Annotated in this window: 16 protein-coding genes; 1 reads left to right on the top strand and 15 read right to left on the bottom strand. The window is 64.0% G+C overall.

Annotation, left to right across the window (positions count from 1 at the left end; all coding sequences use genetic code 11):
• Nucleotides 1-7: 7 nt before the first annotated feature.
• The 15 genes from FHS03_RS22025 to FHS03_RS22095 all read right to left on the bottom strand — a co-directional run bounded on the left by FHS03_RS22025 (nucleotide 8) and on the right by FHS03_RS22095 (nucleotide 12,337).
• Nucleotides 8-529, bottom strand: coding sequence for a TadE/TadG family type IV pilus assembly protein (locus FHS03_RS22025; protein ID WP_183443076.1), 522 nt, complete (start codon nucleotides 527-529; stop codon nucleotides 8-10).
• Between the two features lie 10 nt (nucleotides 530-539).
• Nucleotides 540-1,004: a TadE/TadG family type IV pilus assembly protein gene (locus tag FHS03_RS22030; protein WP_183443077.1), complete on the bottom strand. Its 465-nt coding sequence runs from the start codon at nucleotides 1,002-1,004 to the stop codon at nucleotides 540-542.
• 5 nt (nucleotides 1,005-1,009) lie between these two features.
• Complete coding sequence (locus FHS03_RS22035) at nucleotides 1,010-2,548, bottom strand: pilus assembly protein TadG-related protein (protein WP_221208218.1); 1,539 nt, start codon at nucleotides 2,546-2,548, stop codon at nucleotides 1,010-1,012.
• A gap of 18 nt (nucleotides 2,549-2,566) precedes the next feature.
• Nucleotides 2,567-2,842, bottom strand: coding sequence for a pilus assembly protein (locus FHS03_RS22040; RefSeq protein WP_183443078.1), 276 nt, complete (start codon nucleotides 2,840-2,842; stop codon nucleotides 2,567-2,569).
• 19 nt (nucleotides 2,843-2,861) lie between these two features.
• A complete protein-coding gene (locus FHS03_RS22045) occupies nucleotides 2,862-4,475 on the bottom strand; it encodes a type II and III secretion system protein family protein (protein ID WP_221208219.1) in 1,614 nt (537 codons plus the stop codon).
• 19 nt (nucleotides 4,476-4,494) lie between these two features.
• Nucleotides 4,495-5,346, bottom strand: coding sequence for a Flp pilus assembly protein CpaB (gene cpaB, locus FHS03_RS22050; protein WP_183443079.1), 852 nt, complete (start codon nucleotides 5,344-5,346; stop codon nucleotides 4,495-4,497).
• Nucleotides 5,347-5,373: 27 nt separating this feature from the next.
• A complete protein-coding gene (locus FHS03_RS22055) occupies nucleotides 5,374-6,684 on the bottom strand; it encodes a DUF8689 domain-containing protein (RefSeq protein ID WP_183443080.1) in 1,311 nt (436 codons plus the stop codon).
• A 17-nt stretch (nucleotides 6,685-6,701) separates the two neighbouring features.
• Nucleotides 6,702-7,355, bottom strand: a complete 654-nt coding sequence (locus tag FHS03_RS22060; protein WP_221208220.1) for a methyltransferase family protein — start codon at nucleotides 7,353-7,355, stop codon at nucleotides 6,702-6,704.
• Nucleotides 7,352-7,945: an A24 family peptidase gene (locus FHS03_RS22065; RefSeq protein ID WP_183443081.1), complete on the bottom strand. Its 594-nt coding sequence runs from the start codon at nucleotides 7,943-7,945 to the stop codon at nucleotides 7,352-7,354. Before FHS03_RS22065 ends, FHS03_RS22060 begins: the two co-directional genes overlap by 4 nt.
• Entirely contained in the window at nucleotides 7,942-9,063 is a 1,122-nt protein-coding gene (locus FHS03_RS22070) for a phosphatase PAP2 family protein (RefSeq protein ID WP_183443082.1), read from the bottom strand. The genes FHS03_RS22065 and FHS03_RS22070 overlap by 4 nt, the downstream gene beginning before the upstream one ends.
• The gene (locus FHS03_RS27945; protein ID WP_183443083.1) at nucleotides 9,060-9,236 is read right to left on the bottom strand and encodes a Flp family type IVb pilin; all 177 of its coding nucleotides are present in this window, start codon (nucleotides 9,234-9,236) and stop codon (nucleotides 9,060-9,062) included. Before FHS03_RS27945 ends, FHS03_RS22070 begins: the two co-directional genes overlap by 4 nt.
• A gap of 66 nt (nucleotides 9,237-9,302) precedes the next feature.
• A complete protein-coding gene (locus tag FHS03_RS22080) occupies nucleotides 9,303-9,476 on the bottom strand; it encodes a Flp family type IVb pilin (RefSeq protein ID WP_176345558.1) in 174 nt (57 codons plus the stop codon).
• Between the two features lie 74 nt (nucleotides 9,477-9,550).
• A complete protein-coding gene (locus tag FHS03_RS22085; RefSeq protein WP_176345559.1) occupies nucleotides 9,551-9,697 on the bottom strand; it encodes a hypothetical protein in 147 nt (48 codons plus the stop codon).
• 268 nt (nucleotides 9,698-9,965) lie between these two features.
• Nucleotides 9,966-10,652, bottom strand: a complete 687-nt coding sequence (locus FHS03_RS22090) for a response regulator (RefSeq protein ID WP_229426339.1) — start codon at nucleotides 10,650-10,652, stop codon at nucleotides 9,966-9,968.
• 20 nt (nucleotides 10,653-10,672) lie between these two features.
• Nucleotides 10,673-12,337 carry a sensor histidine kinase gene (locus tag FHS03_RS22095; RefSeq protein WP_183443084.1) on the bottom strand — a complete coding sequence of 555 codons (1,665 nt, stop codon included), beginning with the start codon at nucleotides 12,335-12,337 and terminating at the stop codon, nucleotides 10,673-10,675.
• Between the two features lie 191 nt (nucleotides 12,338-12,528).
• On the opposite strand from FHS03_RS22095, the gene htpG reads away from it, so the two are divergent.
• Nucleotides 12,529-14,442 carry a molecular chaperone HtpG gene (htpG, locus tag FHS03_RS22100; RefSeq protein WP_183443085.1) on the top strand — a complete coding sequence of 638 codons (1,914 nt, stop codon included), beginning with the start codon at nucleotides 12,529-12,531 and terminating at the stop codon, nucleotides 14,440-14,442.
• Nucleotides 14,443-14,867: the final 425 nt, after the last annotated feature.

Below are 14,867 nucleotides of genomic sequence, written 5' to 3' on the forward strand. Positions count from 1 at the left end.
GCTTTCATTAATCGTTAAAACCCAGGCTTTCGGCGTGCATCGTGACTTTAGCCACCGGCAGGGCGATGTTCAGGAAAGTGAACAGCTTTACCATCGGCACATAGGTCACGTTTTCCAGCGCCACGCTGACGCTGTAGATGCATTGGTCGGCACGCGTGATATCGGAGCAGGCCGACATATTGTCGCCAGGGCTGGACGGCAGTGTGCTGACCTCGTTGCCCGCGGCGTTCAGGTAGCGGATGACGATATTGCTGGCCGTGATTTCGTCGCCGGCCGGCACGCTGCTGCCGCCGAACAGGGCTTCGGTCTTGATCGCGCTGCCCTGGTCGACCCAGCGGATCACCGCTTCGCGCGCGCCGCGGCGGCTCACTTCCTGCATGGTGTTGTACAGATAGAGTATGCGGCCCAGTTCCAGAATGCCTAGCACGATGGTCAGGAAGATCAGGCAGAGCAGGCCGAATTCGACGGCGGCCGCGCCGCGCTGGCGTTGCAGCGGCGTGGAACGGCGTATGGTGGAGAAAGTGTTCATCGCGTTCGCCTCACAGCATGTAGCGCATGGTGGTGCGCGGGGTCAGCGTCACGTTGCGCGAGGCGCTGCCGATCATGAAGGGAATCAGCTCGCCGATCTTGACCTGGTAGCTGACGATTTCCACCCGCACGCCACCCGGTGCGGTGCCGTCGGTGCAGGTGCCGTCGGCGTAGGCGCTGGTCAGGCAGGTCACGGTGACGTTGGCGCTGCTGAAGCTCGGAACGCCGGCGCTGGCGGCGGCATTCACTACGATGGCCTTGGCGGCCGCCACACCCTGCGAGGAGATAGTGGCGGTGGGCGCCACGCTCAGGGTACGCGCGCCGTCGCGCGTGGCCTTGGTCAGCGCGTCGAAGTACCAGAAGGCGCGGCCCAGTTCGAAGGTGCCGGCCAGCAGCGTCATGAGCAGGGTCAGCACGATGCCGAATTCGACGGCGGCGGCGCCTTGCTGGCGGCGGGAAGCGAAGGTCTTGTTCATGGCGGTCACCGGTACAGTTTCACTTCGGAGGTGGGAACCGGCTCGATCAAGCCGGTGAATTCCAGGTCCAGCGAGCCGCCGCCGCTGAAATCGGCCTTGGTCTTCATGAAGAACTTGCCGACGCCGACGGCGGTCATCTTGCCGCAGGAGGCGGGACCAACCGGCGCCGTGCGGCAGTCGATCAGCACTAGGTTCAGGATGCGGCGGTTGGCCTGCGCTCCAGCGCCGCCCGAGGTGTAGTAGTTGGCGTCGCCGGTCTGGTTGTACGGCGCCGGGTCGGAGCTGGCGTCGAAGCCGCTGCCCACCGAAGTCGGATATTTGGCGGTGTCGAAGTACATAGTGCTCGAATTCGAGGAGTACATCGGCTTCAGATTGGCCTGGCTGGGCGTGATCCGCGTACCGGCCTTCGGTGGACTGCTGTTGTCGGCCTGGTAGGGCGCGCTATACGACCATAGTGGGCCGTAATCCGCCACTTGCGCCGGACTGGTGACGCGGGTGGAAGCGGTGGTCGGCTCCGTCGCCTCGGATGGCAGGGAGTACTTGGGCAGCTTGGGATTGGTGGTGCTGGTGCTGACGTTCTGCACATTTTGATTGGCGCTCATCCAGTCCACATTCGAGGTGGCCTTGCAGGGATTGCTGCCCTGGCAGGGGAATTCCTTGATATTCAGGTCAGGCGGGGCCGAGGCAGGATCGCATTGCGAGCCGTTGCCGTAGTCGCCGAAGCGGGAATTGAGGGCCTTGTCCAGCGATGCGCTCATGCCGGTATTGGTGTAGACCTGACCCACGCCCGAGGTCAGCACGGCGCTGTTCCCGGTGCACATGAAGGGCGCGGTGAAGTTGGCGCTGGAATTGCTTGAGCTGCAGGCGGAAGGCGGCGAGTCGACGGGATTGATCTGATACGGATCTGAGGTGGCACCACCCAGCGAGCCAAGCTTGAACAGGTCGTAGGAGACGCCGCGGCGGAAGCCGAATTCCACCAGCTCCGTCATGCCGCTGGCGGCATAGGTGTACTTGGACGTGCGGTTGGCGGGATCGATGGCGCAGATGCCGATTGGCGTGACGTTGATGACGAAGCGGCCGGCTACCGCCGTGCCGAAGGTGCTCACAGAGCTGATGCCGGCAACGTGCATCAGATAGGTGTTCATGGCGATGGAGCCGGTTTCCACTTTCATGAAGGTCATGCCCTGCGGCGCAGCCTTGGCCGTGGCGGCCGATACCCAGGGGCCATCTGGGTCGTCGGAGAAGGTGAAATTGGCCGCTGGAATGCTGACGGCGGTGGCGAAGTCGTAGCGGTTCTTACCCGCCACGGTCTGGCCGGTGGCGATGGCCGTGTCGATGCCGGCGGCGGTGTTGTTCAGATCCTTGGCGCCGGCCAGGGCGGCGGCATCGGCCGCGTTCTGCAATTCCGATTTGGCGATGTAGAGGTGGCCCAGATCCAGCACCAGGCCGCCCATCGGCAGCAGCACCAGCAGCAGGGCCAGGCCGGAAATCACGGCCACGGCGCCTTGCTGCTTCCTGCGGTATTGGCTGAAGGCTTTCATCATGCGCCTCTCGGATTCCAATCAGCGGCCGACGCCGATGACGAAGGTGGATGGACGTGGTTCCGGCGCGCGGAACGACTTCTGATACTGGTCGTAGCCGGCCTTGGCGGCCTTGCCGTCCATGCCTTCCGGGCCGGCCATGCGGTTGCCGGCGGAAGGATCAAGGATCTGTTGCGCCTGCAGCAGGCTGACGGATTCGCCGAAATGGGCGTCCAGGTTCGGCGTCGTGGTGCGGCAGGCAACCAGGGCGCAGAAGACCAGGCCCACACTGGCGAAACGCAGGAAGTTCGGATTCATGATGGTTCTCCTTGCTTAATCAGTAGAGATCGAAACCGCCGGCGGCTTTCGGTGCGGCGGCGCTGGCCGCGCTGCCCTGGACTGCGCCCGCTTCGGCCGAGGCCTGCGGCATGCCGACCGGTGCCGCCTTGGATTGCTTCTTGCCTTCCATCTGCCCATTCAGGAAGAATTCGCCGCGGCCCGGCTCCACATAGCCGTCGGTCGGCAGGCTGTAGTCGGGCGGCAGCGGCTTGACCATGCGCGGCGTGACGATGAACACCAGCTCTGAGCGGTCGGTCTGGAAATCGCTGCTGCGGAACAGGGCGCCCAGCACCGGCACTTCGCCCAGCACCGGCAAGGCCTTGATATTGGTGCTGACGTTGTTCTTGATCAGGCCACCGATGGCGAAGCTCTGGCCGTCGTACAGCTGCACCGTGGTGGCGGCGCGGCGCGTGGTGAACGAGGGCAGGATGGCGGTGGTGTTGATGCCGGTGGCGCTGATGCCAATGCCTTCCTTGTTCAGTTCCGATACTTCCGGCGCCACTTTCAGATTGATGCGGCCGCCTTCCAGCACGGTGGGGGTGAATTTCACGGCCACGCCGAATTCCTTCTCTTCCAGCGTGATGGTGGGCATGCCGTTGTTATTGGTCTGGCTGACCGGGATGAAGATCTTGCCGCCGGCCAGGAAGCTGGCTTCCTGGCCGCTGATGGCCATGATGGTCGGTTCGGCCAGCACCTTCACCAGGCCGTCGCGCTTCTGCGCATCGACGGTCAGGAAGTTGCCGTTGCGATTGTTGAAGGCGTCGATCTTGCTGGGATTGTTGCTGAGCAGGTTGGACAGCATGGTGTAGGTCCAGCTGCCATGCGACTTGGCCAGGCCCAGGCTGGCGCCCAGCTGGTCGACCAGGGTCTTCGACACCTCGGCCACCTTCACTTCCAGCATCACCTGCTGCGGCGCGGCGATCGCCAGCATATTCACGATCTTGGGCGAGAGGCCGGTTTGCGGGTCGGGCTGGACGGTTTGCGCGCCCATCTGCATGCCGCCCGCGCCTGCCGCTGCGGCAGCGGCGCCGCCGGCGCTGGCGTTCTGGGTGCGCGCGGTGCGCTGCACATAGGCGTTGGCCAGGGCCAGAATCTGCTCGGCCCTGGTCACGTCGGGCACGGTGCCGGACAGGATCAAGGTGTCGGCGGCGGCCGACACCTTCACATCCTTGTCGTTGCCCATCATCAGGTTGATGCGGGCCTGCAGGGCGGCGGTGTCGATGGCCACGGTGATGTCGATGATGGTGGCGTCGCCGTTTTTCGCCCACAGAATCAGGTTGGTGGCGCCCACCGATTTGCCCAGCATGTAAATCTCGCTGGGATTGAGCAGGATCACGTCCGCGATGTGGGCGTCGCCCACCGACATGCGGGCCGCCGGGTAGGGCAGACGCATCAGGGTGGACTTGCCTTCAGACAGCGTCACCTGGGGCGCCAGATCGGTGCGGCCGGCGGCCGATGCGGCGGGGGCGGCCGACGCCACGGTCATGGCTTTCTGCTTGCCTGCCTTGGCCGGCGCGGCGTTGTCGGCGGGGGCGGCGGCCAGGGCCGGCAGGGCGGCGGCCAGCATGCAGGCCAGGATGGCAGTCTGCGGCGCGGTACGGATCGGTTTCATGGGATAGCTCCTGTAGTCGTCAGAATTGCTGGCTGCTGCGTTCCAGCCCCTTGATCATTTCCACCTTCTCGCCCTGGGGCACGACGGCGATGCGGCGCGCCACCGGCTTCGGCGCGGGGGCCGGCGCCTTGGCGGCGACCGGTGCCGGGGCGGGCTGTTCGCGGCCGGTGAGCAGGGTGGATTTGGTGGCGCCGGTGGTTTTGGCCGGGTCGGGATCGACCTGGTTGCGCAGCACCAGCGACAGGGTGCCGACGCTGCGCGCCAGGTCCAGCTTTTCCACCTGTTCGGGCGTCAGTTCCAGGGTGACGGCATTGACCACCTTGGGTTTGGTTTCGTCGCGGCTCGATTCCTGGGCCACGGCCAGCACCAGAATCCGTTCCAGCACAATCTTGGAGATGCTCGCTTCGCGGTTGCCCTGGGCTTTCAGATTCTCTTCCTGGGTATTCACCAGGATGTCGACGAAGTTGCCGGGCAGGGCGAAGCCGGCCACGCCGATCACGTCGTTGACGCGTACCGTCATGGCGCGCTTGCCTTCGGCCACCACGGCGGACAGACCGCCCTGGGTGCCCGGCGGCGCCAGCTTGCTTTCCAGCAGAGGCTCGCCGCGCTGGATGCTGGCGCGCGTCACGCGCGAAGCCAGAACCTTCGGATCGCTGATGGCGCCCGGCGGCGTCACGCTGGCCGGCCAATCGACCATGCGGATCATGTCCGGATTGATGCGGGCGCCCAGGCTGATATCGGTCTGGGCCACGGCCACCTTGCTGGTGCTGCCTGCCGCCTGGGCATTGATCCATTGGGCCGCCATCACCACGGCCAGGAAGGCCAGGACGATGGCGACGATCATCATGATGAGTGCGCGCGTGTTTCTCATTTTCTTTCCCCTTGCTGTCTTGGCCGGTCAGGCGCCAGCGAAATAGTTGTCCCATGCCCAGGCCAGCAGCTCGGAGCTGAGCTCCGGCTGACGGCCTTCGTAAGCGGCCAGGTCGCGCAATTGGCAGACCAGGTCGCGCGGGTAGCAGGCCATCAGCGGGCGCTGCTCCCGGTCGTGGTGGGCCAGCAGCCAGGCAAAGGCTTCCGGCGCGAATGCAATGCCCAGGCGTTCGCACACCTGGCGGAACACGGTCCCGTACTGGACCGGGGTGAGGGGGCCGATATGGATCTTGTAGCCCAGGCGGCGCAGGAAGGAGCCGTCGGCCAGCGATTCGGGCGGCAGATTGGAGGAGAACACCACCACCACGTCGAAAGGTACGGGGAATTTGTAGCCGTTCTGCAGCGACAGGTAATCGACCTGGCGGTCCAGCGGCACGATCCAGCGGTTCATCAGTTCCGTGGCCGAGCAGCGCTGGCGGCCCAGGTCGTCGATGATGAAGATGCCGCCGTTGGCCTTCAGGTGCGGCGGCGCCTGGTATAGGCGGGTGGTGGCGTCGAAGCGCAGGTCCAGCATCTCCAGCGTCAGTTCGCCGCCGGTCAGCACGGCGGGCCGCTGCGCGCGCACCCAGCGCTGGTCGCGCGGCGCGCGGCGGTCGTACAGGCGGTCGCCGCCCTCCTGGTCCGGCACCACATGGTGTACCATCGGGTCGAACAGCGGAACCACGTCGCCGTCGATCAGCAGGGCGTAGGGCACGGCGATATGACCGTTGAGCAGACCGTTCAGGCGCTCGGCGAGGAAGGTCTTGCCGCTGCCGGCCGGGCCATGGACGAAGATGGCGCGGCCGGAGTTCATGGCGGCGCCCATCTTCTCCAGCACCTGCGGATCGGCGACGATGCCATCGAAGGCTTGCGCCATATGCTCGCGGCCCACGCGCATGCCGGCCACGCTGCTGGCGCGCACGCGCTCCACATAATCGGCAAAGGCCACCGGGGCCGGGCCGGCATAGCTGTCGCGGCGTTCGTATTCGGCGGCGCGGGCGCGGCCGGCGTCGCTCAGGTTGTAGACCAGATCGGCGTCGGTGTTGCTGACGCCGCGGCGCACGGCCTCGCACATGCGTTCAGTGCGCAGGAAGGTCAGCAGGGGATCGAGCACGCTGACCGGCAGCTTCAGATGCGCGGACAGTTCGCTCAGGCGCACCTGGCCGCGCTGGTACAGCACCTTGCTCACCAGCTCCACCAGGTAGAGGAAGGGCAGGCCGGTGTCTTCCACGCTGCGCGGCGCGGGCGCGCGCAGCGGGTCGCTGGTCCAGACGCGGTTGATGTGGTCATCGGGGGGCATGGCAGCTCCTTGCGGCATCAAAAGATCAGGGGAATCACGCGGTACTTCACCTGTTCCATATAGCTGCGGTACTCCGCCGCCTGGGACAGGAAACGCTCTTCGCGGCACAGGCGTACCACCAGCAGCACGGCCGCCGTCAGGCACACCAGCAGATTGGCGATGCTGGTATTGGCCAGCACATAGCCGCAGTAGGACAGCAGATAGCTGGCATAGAGCGGGTGGCGCACCACGCTGTACAGGCCGCGCGTCTTGATCTGGCGCTGCGCCGCCACCAGGCCGAAGCTGCGGTTGAGCGAGAGCAGGCCGCCGATCTGCAGCAGGATGCCGGCCACCAGAATCAGTTTGGCGGCGGGCAGCAAGGCCCAGCCGGCCGGGGCGAAGAACAGCGGCGCGGCGGTGCAGCCGATGGCCAGACCCCAGTCGATCGGCGAGTGCGACACCTTGACCGGTTCGGAGCGCAGCAGGAAGAGCAGGGCCACCAGGGTTTCGGAGGCGAAGAACAGCAGATAGGACCAGTCGCCGCTGTGGCGGAAGCCTTGCACATGGGCCCAGGCGAACAAGGCCCAGGCGCAGGCCAGCACGGCGCCCAGCAGCAGATTGGTGCGGCGCGAGGCGAGGGGGATGGCTTGGGGCATGGCGGACAGCTCCTTGGTATTGGTGGTCGGGTTCATAGCAGCACGCTCCAGCCGGAGGTGCGCACCAGCACGAGGTAGAGCACGGTGCCGCTGGCGATGGCGATGGCGTAAGCCAGCTTGCCGCTGGGCGCGGCCGGCGCTTCGATGCGCGCGCCGTCGCCGCCCATGGCGCGCAGGGCGCTGTTCAGCAGCAGCACGCGGGTATTGCCCAGCACCTTGCGCAGCGAGCCTTGCCACAGCGCGGCCACGATCGACAGCACGCCGCCGGCCATCATGCTGAACAGGGCGGCGCCGACGATTTCCTCGGGGCCGAGGAAGGCGCCGACCATGGCCATCAGCTTGACGTCGCCGGCGCCCATGGCGCCCAGCGCATACATGGGTAGCAGCAGCAGCAGGCCGAGGCCCAGGCCGTAGGCGGCGCTGAGCAGGCCGAGCGCGCCGAAGGGTTCGGCGTACAGGCCGGCGCCGGGCGTCAGCGTGGCCTGCAGGGCCAGGCCGGCCAAGGCGCCCCACAGCACCAACTGGTTGGGGATGCGGCGGGCGCGCACATCGTGCCAGACGGCGCCGGCCAGCAGGCCGCCGAGCACCAGCGCCGGCAGCAGGGCGGGCAGGGTCAGGGCTTTCATGGCAGCCTCCTTTGCAGCACGCTGCGCACCACACGGCCGCCGACCAGCAGATTCAGGCGGCGCGGCGCGGGCTGCTGCAGGGACAGCAGCTTGCCCACGGCCAGCCAGATCAGCAGGGCGCCGAGCGCACCGGCATAACCGTCCACCGCGTAATGCCAACCCAGGTGCACGGAACCGGCCAGGATCAGCAGGGCGAAGACGCTGAGCGCGATGCCGGCCTTGCGGTTCAGGCGCCAGCCCAGGAGGGTCAGCAGCATGGAGCTGGCCACGTGCATGCTGGGCATGGCCGAGATGCTCAGGCCGGACACGCCGATCTGGTGCTTATAGTCGTTCCACAGCAGTTTTTGCACATCCAGGGCCAGCACGGGAATCTGGCGGTCGGCCGCTTGCAGATAATGCAGCAGGCCGGCGTAGGGATCGGGGCCGCCCAGCACCAGGGCGTAGTAGCAGGGACCGACCGAGGAGAAGCAGATCGCCAGCACATTGCCGAGCAGGACCCAGCTCAGTACAAAGCTCAGCAGGAACTGCATGCGCAGCCTGGCGTGTTCCATGCTGAAGGCCATCCAATACAGGGTGGCGAACATGATGAAGAACCACAGGTGGTAATTCAGGTTGACCACGGCCGTCAGCAGCGGATGACCGAACAGCATTTGCAGCCAGACCCAGGGTTGGATGCCGCCATGCAGGGTGGCGTCGAGCTGCGACAGCTGGCTGTCCCAGGCGAACGGTTGGAACAGCGGTACGGCAGCCTTGATGATGGTGAAGGCTGAGGCGAACAGCGGCATCATCAGCAGCACCGGCAGCGCGAACAGCAGGCGCCGGCGGGTCAGATACATGCGCAGATGGCGGCCCAGATAGCGCAGCAGGTGGGCCGGACGCACGCACAACATCACATACAGGGTGTAGGCGGTCAGCGCGCAGATGGGGCCTATCACCAGCGAGCCGAGGAATTCTTCCGCCTGCATGGTGTTGCGGTAGTGTTCCGGATAGCGGTGGTACAGTATCAGCGCCAGCGCGAAGTGCAGGGCGACGATCGTCAGCAGCCAGGCATGGGCGCGCAGCACGGGGCGCAGTTCATAGCCCAGCGTGACGGCGCGGCGGAGGGCGGCGGCGCTCATGAGATGGCCAGGATGACCTGGTCCTTGACGTAGTTGAACAGGCTCGCCACCTCGGTGCCCACCGTTGCCACGCTGGCGAAGATGACGACCACGATCAAGGAGGCAAGCAGGGCGTATTCGATGGCGGAGACGGCGGATTCGTCGTCGAGGAAGCGGCTGAGGCAGTTGTTCACGATGGTTCTCCGCACAAGAGAGGGGATTGCGTCCGGAACCGAGCGGAGTTCCGGACGCGCGGCAGGTCAGGCGTTGGCCGTGGTCAGCTTGGTGCCGACAGCGGTGAAGGTTTTGTTCAACTGGGTGCCGACGATGGTGACGGCGCCAATGATCACCACGGCGATCAGAGCAGCAATCAGGCCGTATTCGATAGCGGTCACGCCTTGCTCGTCGCGCAGGAAGTTTTTAATCGCTTTCATGATGTATTTCCTTTCAGTTGGGTGAAACGGACTACATTAAAAGTTTGCACAGGTGCGGACCTGGAGATTCCGCCTCAGATGCTCTTGCCCAGCGCGAGGTAGACGATGATGCAGACCACGGCACCCAGCGAGGCAACCAGCACGAATTCGTAAAAGGCGTCGCCGCTCTCATCCCACAGGAAGGTGAAGGGGGTGAAGCTCGGTTTCGTTTCAGTACGCATTCTGTGCTCCGGTCTGGTTGGGCCTTTGCCTGCTGGTTTCAGCTGCTGGCGTCTACGCCGTGCTGATGAGTCCATAGTAGGTTTTCGCTTGTTGAGCTACATCAGACAAGCCTCCCTATTTGCCTGGGTGTGCACACCCATTTTTTGCCGTGCGGACCGGGACATTTGTCACGGTCAAACTTTGTTAATGCAAGGTAATAGAAGATGCCAGCCGTGCATGCTCACGGCCGGGCAAAAAGCAAGGAGGAAATAAAGGCGGGCGCTGGACTCAGGCTTGGTGCTGGTCCAGGCGGTGGCGGGTAGCAAAAACGTAGAGATCGAGGCGGTTGCTGACGCCCAGTTTGTGGTAAATCGCCGTCAGGTGGTTGCGCAGCGTGTGTTCGGAGATGAACAGCTGCTGGGCCAGGGCTTTGTTGACGGCGCCGCCGCCGGCCGCGATCATGCTGCAGATTTTCTTTTCCTTTGCGGTGAGCTGGGCGATTTTCTCCAGCTCCGGGTCTTGCCGCCGCACCGCCTGCGGATTGCGCATGGCTTCGAAGACGCGGCCCATCATGGCGCGGTCCAGCCACAGCTCGCCCTCGTGCACCTTCTCGATGGCCTTGATCACGGTTTCTGCCGGCTCGTCCTTGCTGACCACGCCGCGCACGCCGCTCATCACCGCCTTGTCCAGCAGTTCGCGGTCGCGCGTGCCGCTCAGCACCAGCACCTTGGCGCGCTGGTCGGCCAGCAGGGCCGGCACGATGTCGAGCGAGCAGGCGCCGCCCAGGTCGATGTCGAGCAGCACCACGTCGGGCGAGACTTCGGCCGCCAGTTCGACCGCGCTGGCGCAGTCGCGCGCCGTGCCGACCACGATCATATGCGCCGCCTCGGTGTCGATCAGGCGGCCCAGCCCCCAGAGCAGGGTCTTGTGGTCGTCCACCAGCATGATGCGGATGCGCCGGTCGCTGTGCGTCATGGCTGCCTCGTTGCAAGTGTTCATACGGGGATCACGATCTGTACCGCCGTATTATTGTGCTGGCCGCGCTGCACGCGCGCCACCCCGCCCAACGCGGCGGCGCGTTCGGCGATGGAGTTCGGCGTAAAGTCTAGCACCGGCGGGCCAAGGCATTCATTTTCGATGCGCACCGTGAGTTGGCCGGCTTTGCAGGCTAGTTCGATGAAACCATGGCGCGCCGTGGTGTGCTTGCAGATATTGCTCATGCCTTCGTTGACGATCTGGAACACCTCGGCCGACAGGCGGTCGCTGACATCGAGTTCGCCCACGGTATCGACCGAGATATGCACGTCGTAGAACTGGCGCACCTGGGACGCCTGGCGCCGCAGCGCGATCAGCAGTTCCGGCTCGCGCAGCTCGGGTTCGTTGCGCAGGCGCTTGGCGTAGTGGCGCAGGTCGTGCACCACCTGGGTGGTCATATTAAGCAGATTGTCCAGGTCCTGGTTCAATGGGTTGCTGTTGCTGGCCTTCATGCGGATCGCGCTCAGGCCATGGCGCAGGCCGATATAGGGCTGAATGGTTGTGTCGTGCAAGTCGCGCGCAATGCGCTCGCGCTCACGCAGCACCGCCTCCGAAGCCATGCGGTCGAGCAGCTCGATATTCTCGATCACGGGAAAGGCCTGGGCCGCGATCTGCACCAGGAACAGGGCGTCGGAGCGGTTGAAGTCCTGGCGCTGCGAAACCACGTACAGGCGGCCGGCGCCGCGCCGCAGCGGCAGCGGCACCGAGATCAGCGAGCGCGCGTCGAGCAGCTCGGCGATGGTGACGCCGGCGGCATCGGGCAGCATGACCCAGCGCTGGCGTTCCGTATCGTAGCCGCGCAGGCGCAGACGGCGCCGTAGCCAGAGCAGGGGGCGCGTCAGCAGCACGATCTGTTCCGGCCCGAAGGCCAGCAGGGGCGCGGCGGCGGCATCGTTCAGATTATTGGCCTGGATGGTGCGGTCGGCATTGGCTTGGCTGGCCGCGCGCAAGCTCCAGTGGTCGGAATTATTGTCGCGCATGAGCAGGATGGTGCTGCTGGCGCGGTAGAACTGGCGCGTGTGTTCGAGCACCGAGCTGGTGGTGCGGTCCATGCCGAAGCGCGGATTGGATAGCTGGCTGACCTTGTGCAGCAGGGCCAGGCGCGCGCGCTGGGCCATGGCCATGCCGCCCCAGTGCGCGATCATATAGCCCAGGGCGAGCAGGAAGGTGGCGCGCAGCAGCACGCGCGAGAGCTCCACCTCGTTCTGCGCGAACAGCGAGGTCACGGCGAACAGGGCGGAGGAGGCCAGGGTGAAGCGCGCGCCTTCCTCGAAGCCATAGCTGAAGGAGGCGGTCAGGATGGCGAAGAAGAAGAACAGGTAATAGAAGCTGCTGCCGCCGCCCGTGACATACACGATCAGGGCGAACCAGGCGACGTCGAGCCAGCATACGGTCTTGCTGCGCGCCAGCGCCGATTTATGCGCCATCACGTAGAGCAGCAGGCTTTGCAGGGTGTAGGCCAGGAAGGCCAGGCGGGAAAACATATCCTGCTTGCCCATGGCTTCCGGGTCGATCAACAGGGTCAGCAGGCAGGAAGTCGACAGCAGCAAACGCATCCGGCCCACCATGGCGGCGTCGGAAGTGTCTTTGGGCAGCCTGAGGGGCAGGGGATTTTCCAGCTTCACAATGATCTCCAACCGGGCTTGGGGATATTGCATTCGCGTCAATGACTCCAGTCTAAGCATCGCCGGCTTGGCTGTCCACAGGGCAAGTTGTTTTTTTGTACCTTATTGCCTCTTGAAAAGCCCGCTGTGGCCCCCATCTGCGCGCAAATTCCGTGAAACACCCGATTTCCACAAGACTATTGAGGTAAAAAATGGCAGACAATAAGCAAACCATGGGTTTCCAGGCCGAAGTCAAGCAGCTGCTGCAGCTGATGATCCACTCCCTGTACTCCAACAAAGAAATCTTCCTGCGCGAACTGGTGTCGAACGCCTCCGACGCGGCCGACAAGCTGCGTTTTGAAGCGATCAATAACGATGCGCTGTACGGCAACGACCACGAGCTGAAAATCAAGGTCGGCTTCGACAAGGCGGCGCGCACCATCACCATTTCGGACAATGGCATCGGCATGAGCCGCGAGGAAGCGATTTCCCACCTGGGCACCATCGCCAAATCCGGCACCCGCGAATTCTTCGGCAAGCTGTCCGGCGACCAGCAGGCCGACGCGGCCCTGATCGGCCAGTTCGGCGTCGGCTTCTACTCCGGCTTTATCGTGGCCGACAAGATCACCGTGGAAACCCGCCGCGCCGGCCTGGACGCGTCCGAGGGCGTGCGCTGGGAATCGGCCGGCGAAGGCGAGTACAGCGTCGAGCAGATCGAGAAGCCGGGCCGCGGCACCGACATCATCCTGCACCTGCGCGAAGGCGAGGACGAGCTGCTCTCGGGCTGGAAGCTGAAATCCATCATCCGCAAATACTCCGACCACATCTCGCTGCCGATCCAGATGCAGAAGGAAGAGTGGGACGAAGAGAAGAAGGAAACCGTCCTCAAGGACGAGCTGGAAACCATCAACCAGGCCAGCGCCCTGTGGGCCCGCAACAAGAACGACGTGACCCAGGAACAGTACGAAGAGTTCTACAAGCACGTTTCGCACGACTTCCAGGCGCCGCTGACCCACACCCACAACCGCGTCGAAGGCCGCAGCGAATACACCCAGCTGCTGTACATCCCGGCCAAGGCGCCGTTCGACCTGTGGGACCGCAACAAGCGCGGCGGCATCAAGCTGTATGTGAAGCGTGTCTTCATCATGGACGATGCCGAGCAACTGATGCCGACCTATCTGCGCTTCGTCAAAGGCGTGATCGACTCGGCCGACCTGCCGCTGAATGTGTCGCGTGAAATCCTGCAGGAATCGCGCGACGTGCGCGCCATCCGCGACGGTTCGACCAAGCGCGTGATCGGCATGCTGGAAGAGCTGGCGAACGCCGAGGAGCAAGAGAAAAAAGACAAGTACGCCACCTTCTGGACCGAATTCGGCCAGGTGCTGAAAGAGGGCGTGGGCGAGGACGCGACCAATAAGGACCGCCTGGCCAAGCTGCTGCGCTTCGCCTCTACCCAGGGCGAGAGCGATGCCCAGAACGTGTCGCTGGCCGACTACGTGGCGCGCATGAAGGAAGGCCAGGACAAGATTTACTACGTCACGGCCGACAACTACACCGCCGCCAAGAACAGCCCGCACCTGGAAATCTTCCGCAAGAAGGGCGTGGAAGTGCTGCTGATGACCGACCGCGTCGACGAATGGATGCTGTCCTTCCTGACCGAATTCGAAGGCAAAGAACTGGTTTCCGTGGCCAAGGGTGGCCTGGACCTGGGCAAGCTGGAAGACGAGGCCGAAAAGAAAGAGCACGAAGAAACCGAGACCCAGTACCAGGAACTGGTCGCCAAGATGAAGGAAGCGCTGGCCGAGAAAGCCAAGGACGTGCGAGTCACCTTCCGCCTGACCGACTCGCCGGCCTGCCTGGTGGCCGACGAGCACGAGTTGTCCGGCAACCTGCTGCGCATGCTGAAGGCGGCCGGCCAGAGCGCGCCGGAATCCAAGCCGATTCTGGAGATCAACCCGAACCACCCGCTGGTGACGCGTCTGAAATACGAAGATACGGCCGGCGCCAAGTTCGCCGACTGGTCCCACATCCTGTTCGACCAGGCCTTGCTGGCCGAAGGCGGATCGCTCACCGATCCGGCCACCTTCGTCAAGCGGCTGAATGAGATGCTGCTGGCAGCTAAGTAACACAAAGGGGCTTGGGCCCCTTTTCTTTTTCCAGCCCCGGTCTTTACCGGTCCCCCCCCTTGAGCGAGTTTTAAGCAGATCGAAAATGGCGATTTGAAAGTAATTTATTTCATAAAAACATATTGCATCAAATTATTTTTTTGATGTACATTGGGATAAATTATTTTTCATGCAATATTGATTGTTGCTTAAAAGCCGGTATTACGATCGAACTCGCCAAGGGAGGGTACGTGATTCAGTCCGCGAAGAATAAATTGGCTTTGATGGCCACCTGTCTGTTTTGTTCTGCGACACAAGCTGCAGACACGGCACCCCTAACTCCTTCTATTCCTAGGGAAGCACTGATTAATTCATCAGGCGCTGCTCCGCGCGGCAGTCGGACCTGAGACAATAGCGGCATCCCCACTGTTCGCCATCGGCCATGC

The organism is Pseudoduganella violacea, from assembly GCF_014191875.1.
Classification (GTDB): Bacteria; Pseudomonadota; Gammaproteobacteria; order Burkholderiales; family Burkholderiaceae_D; genus Rugamonas; species Rugamonas violacea_A.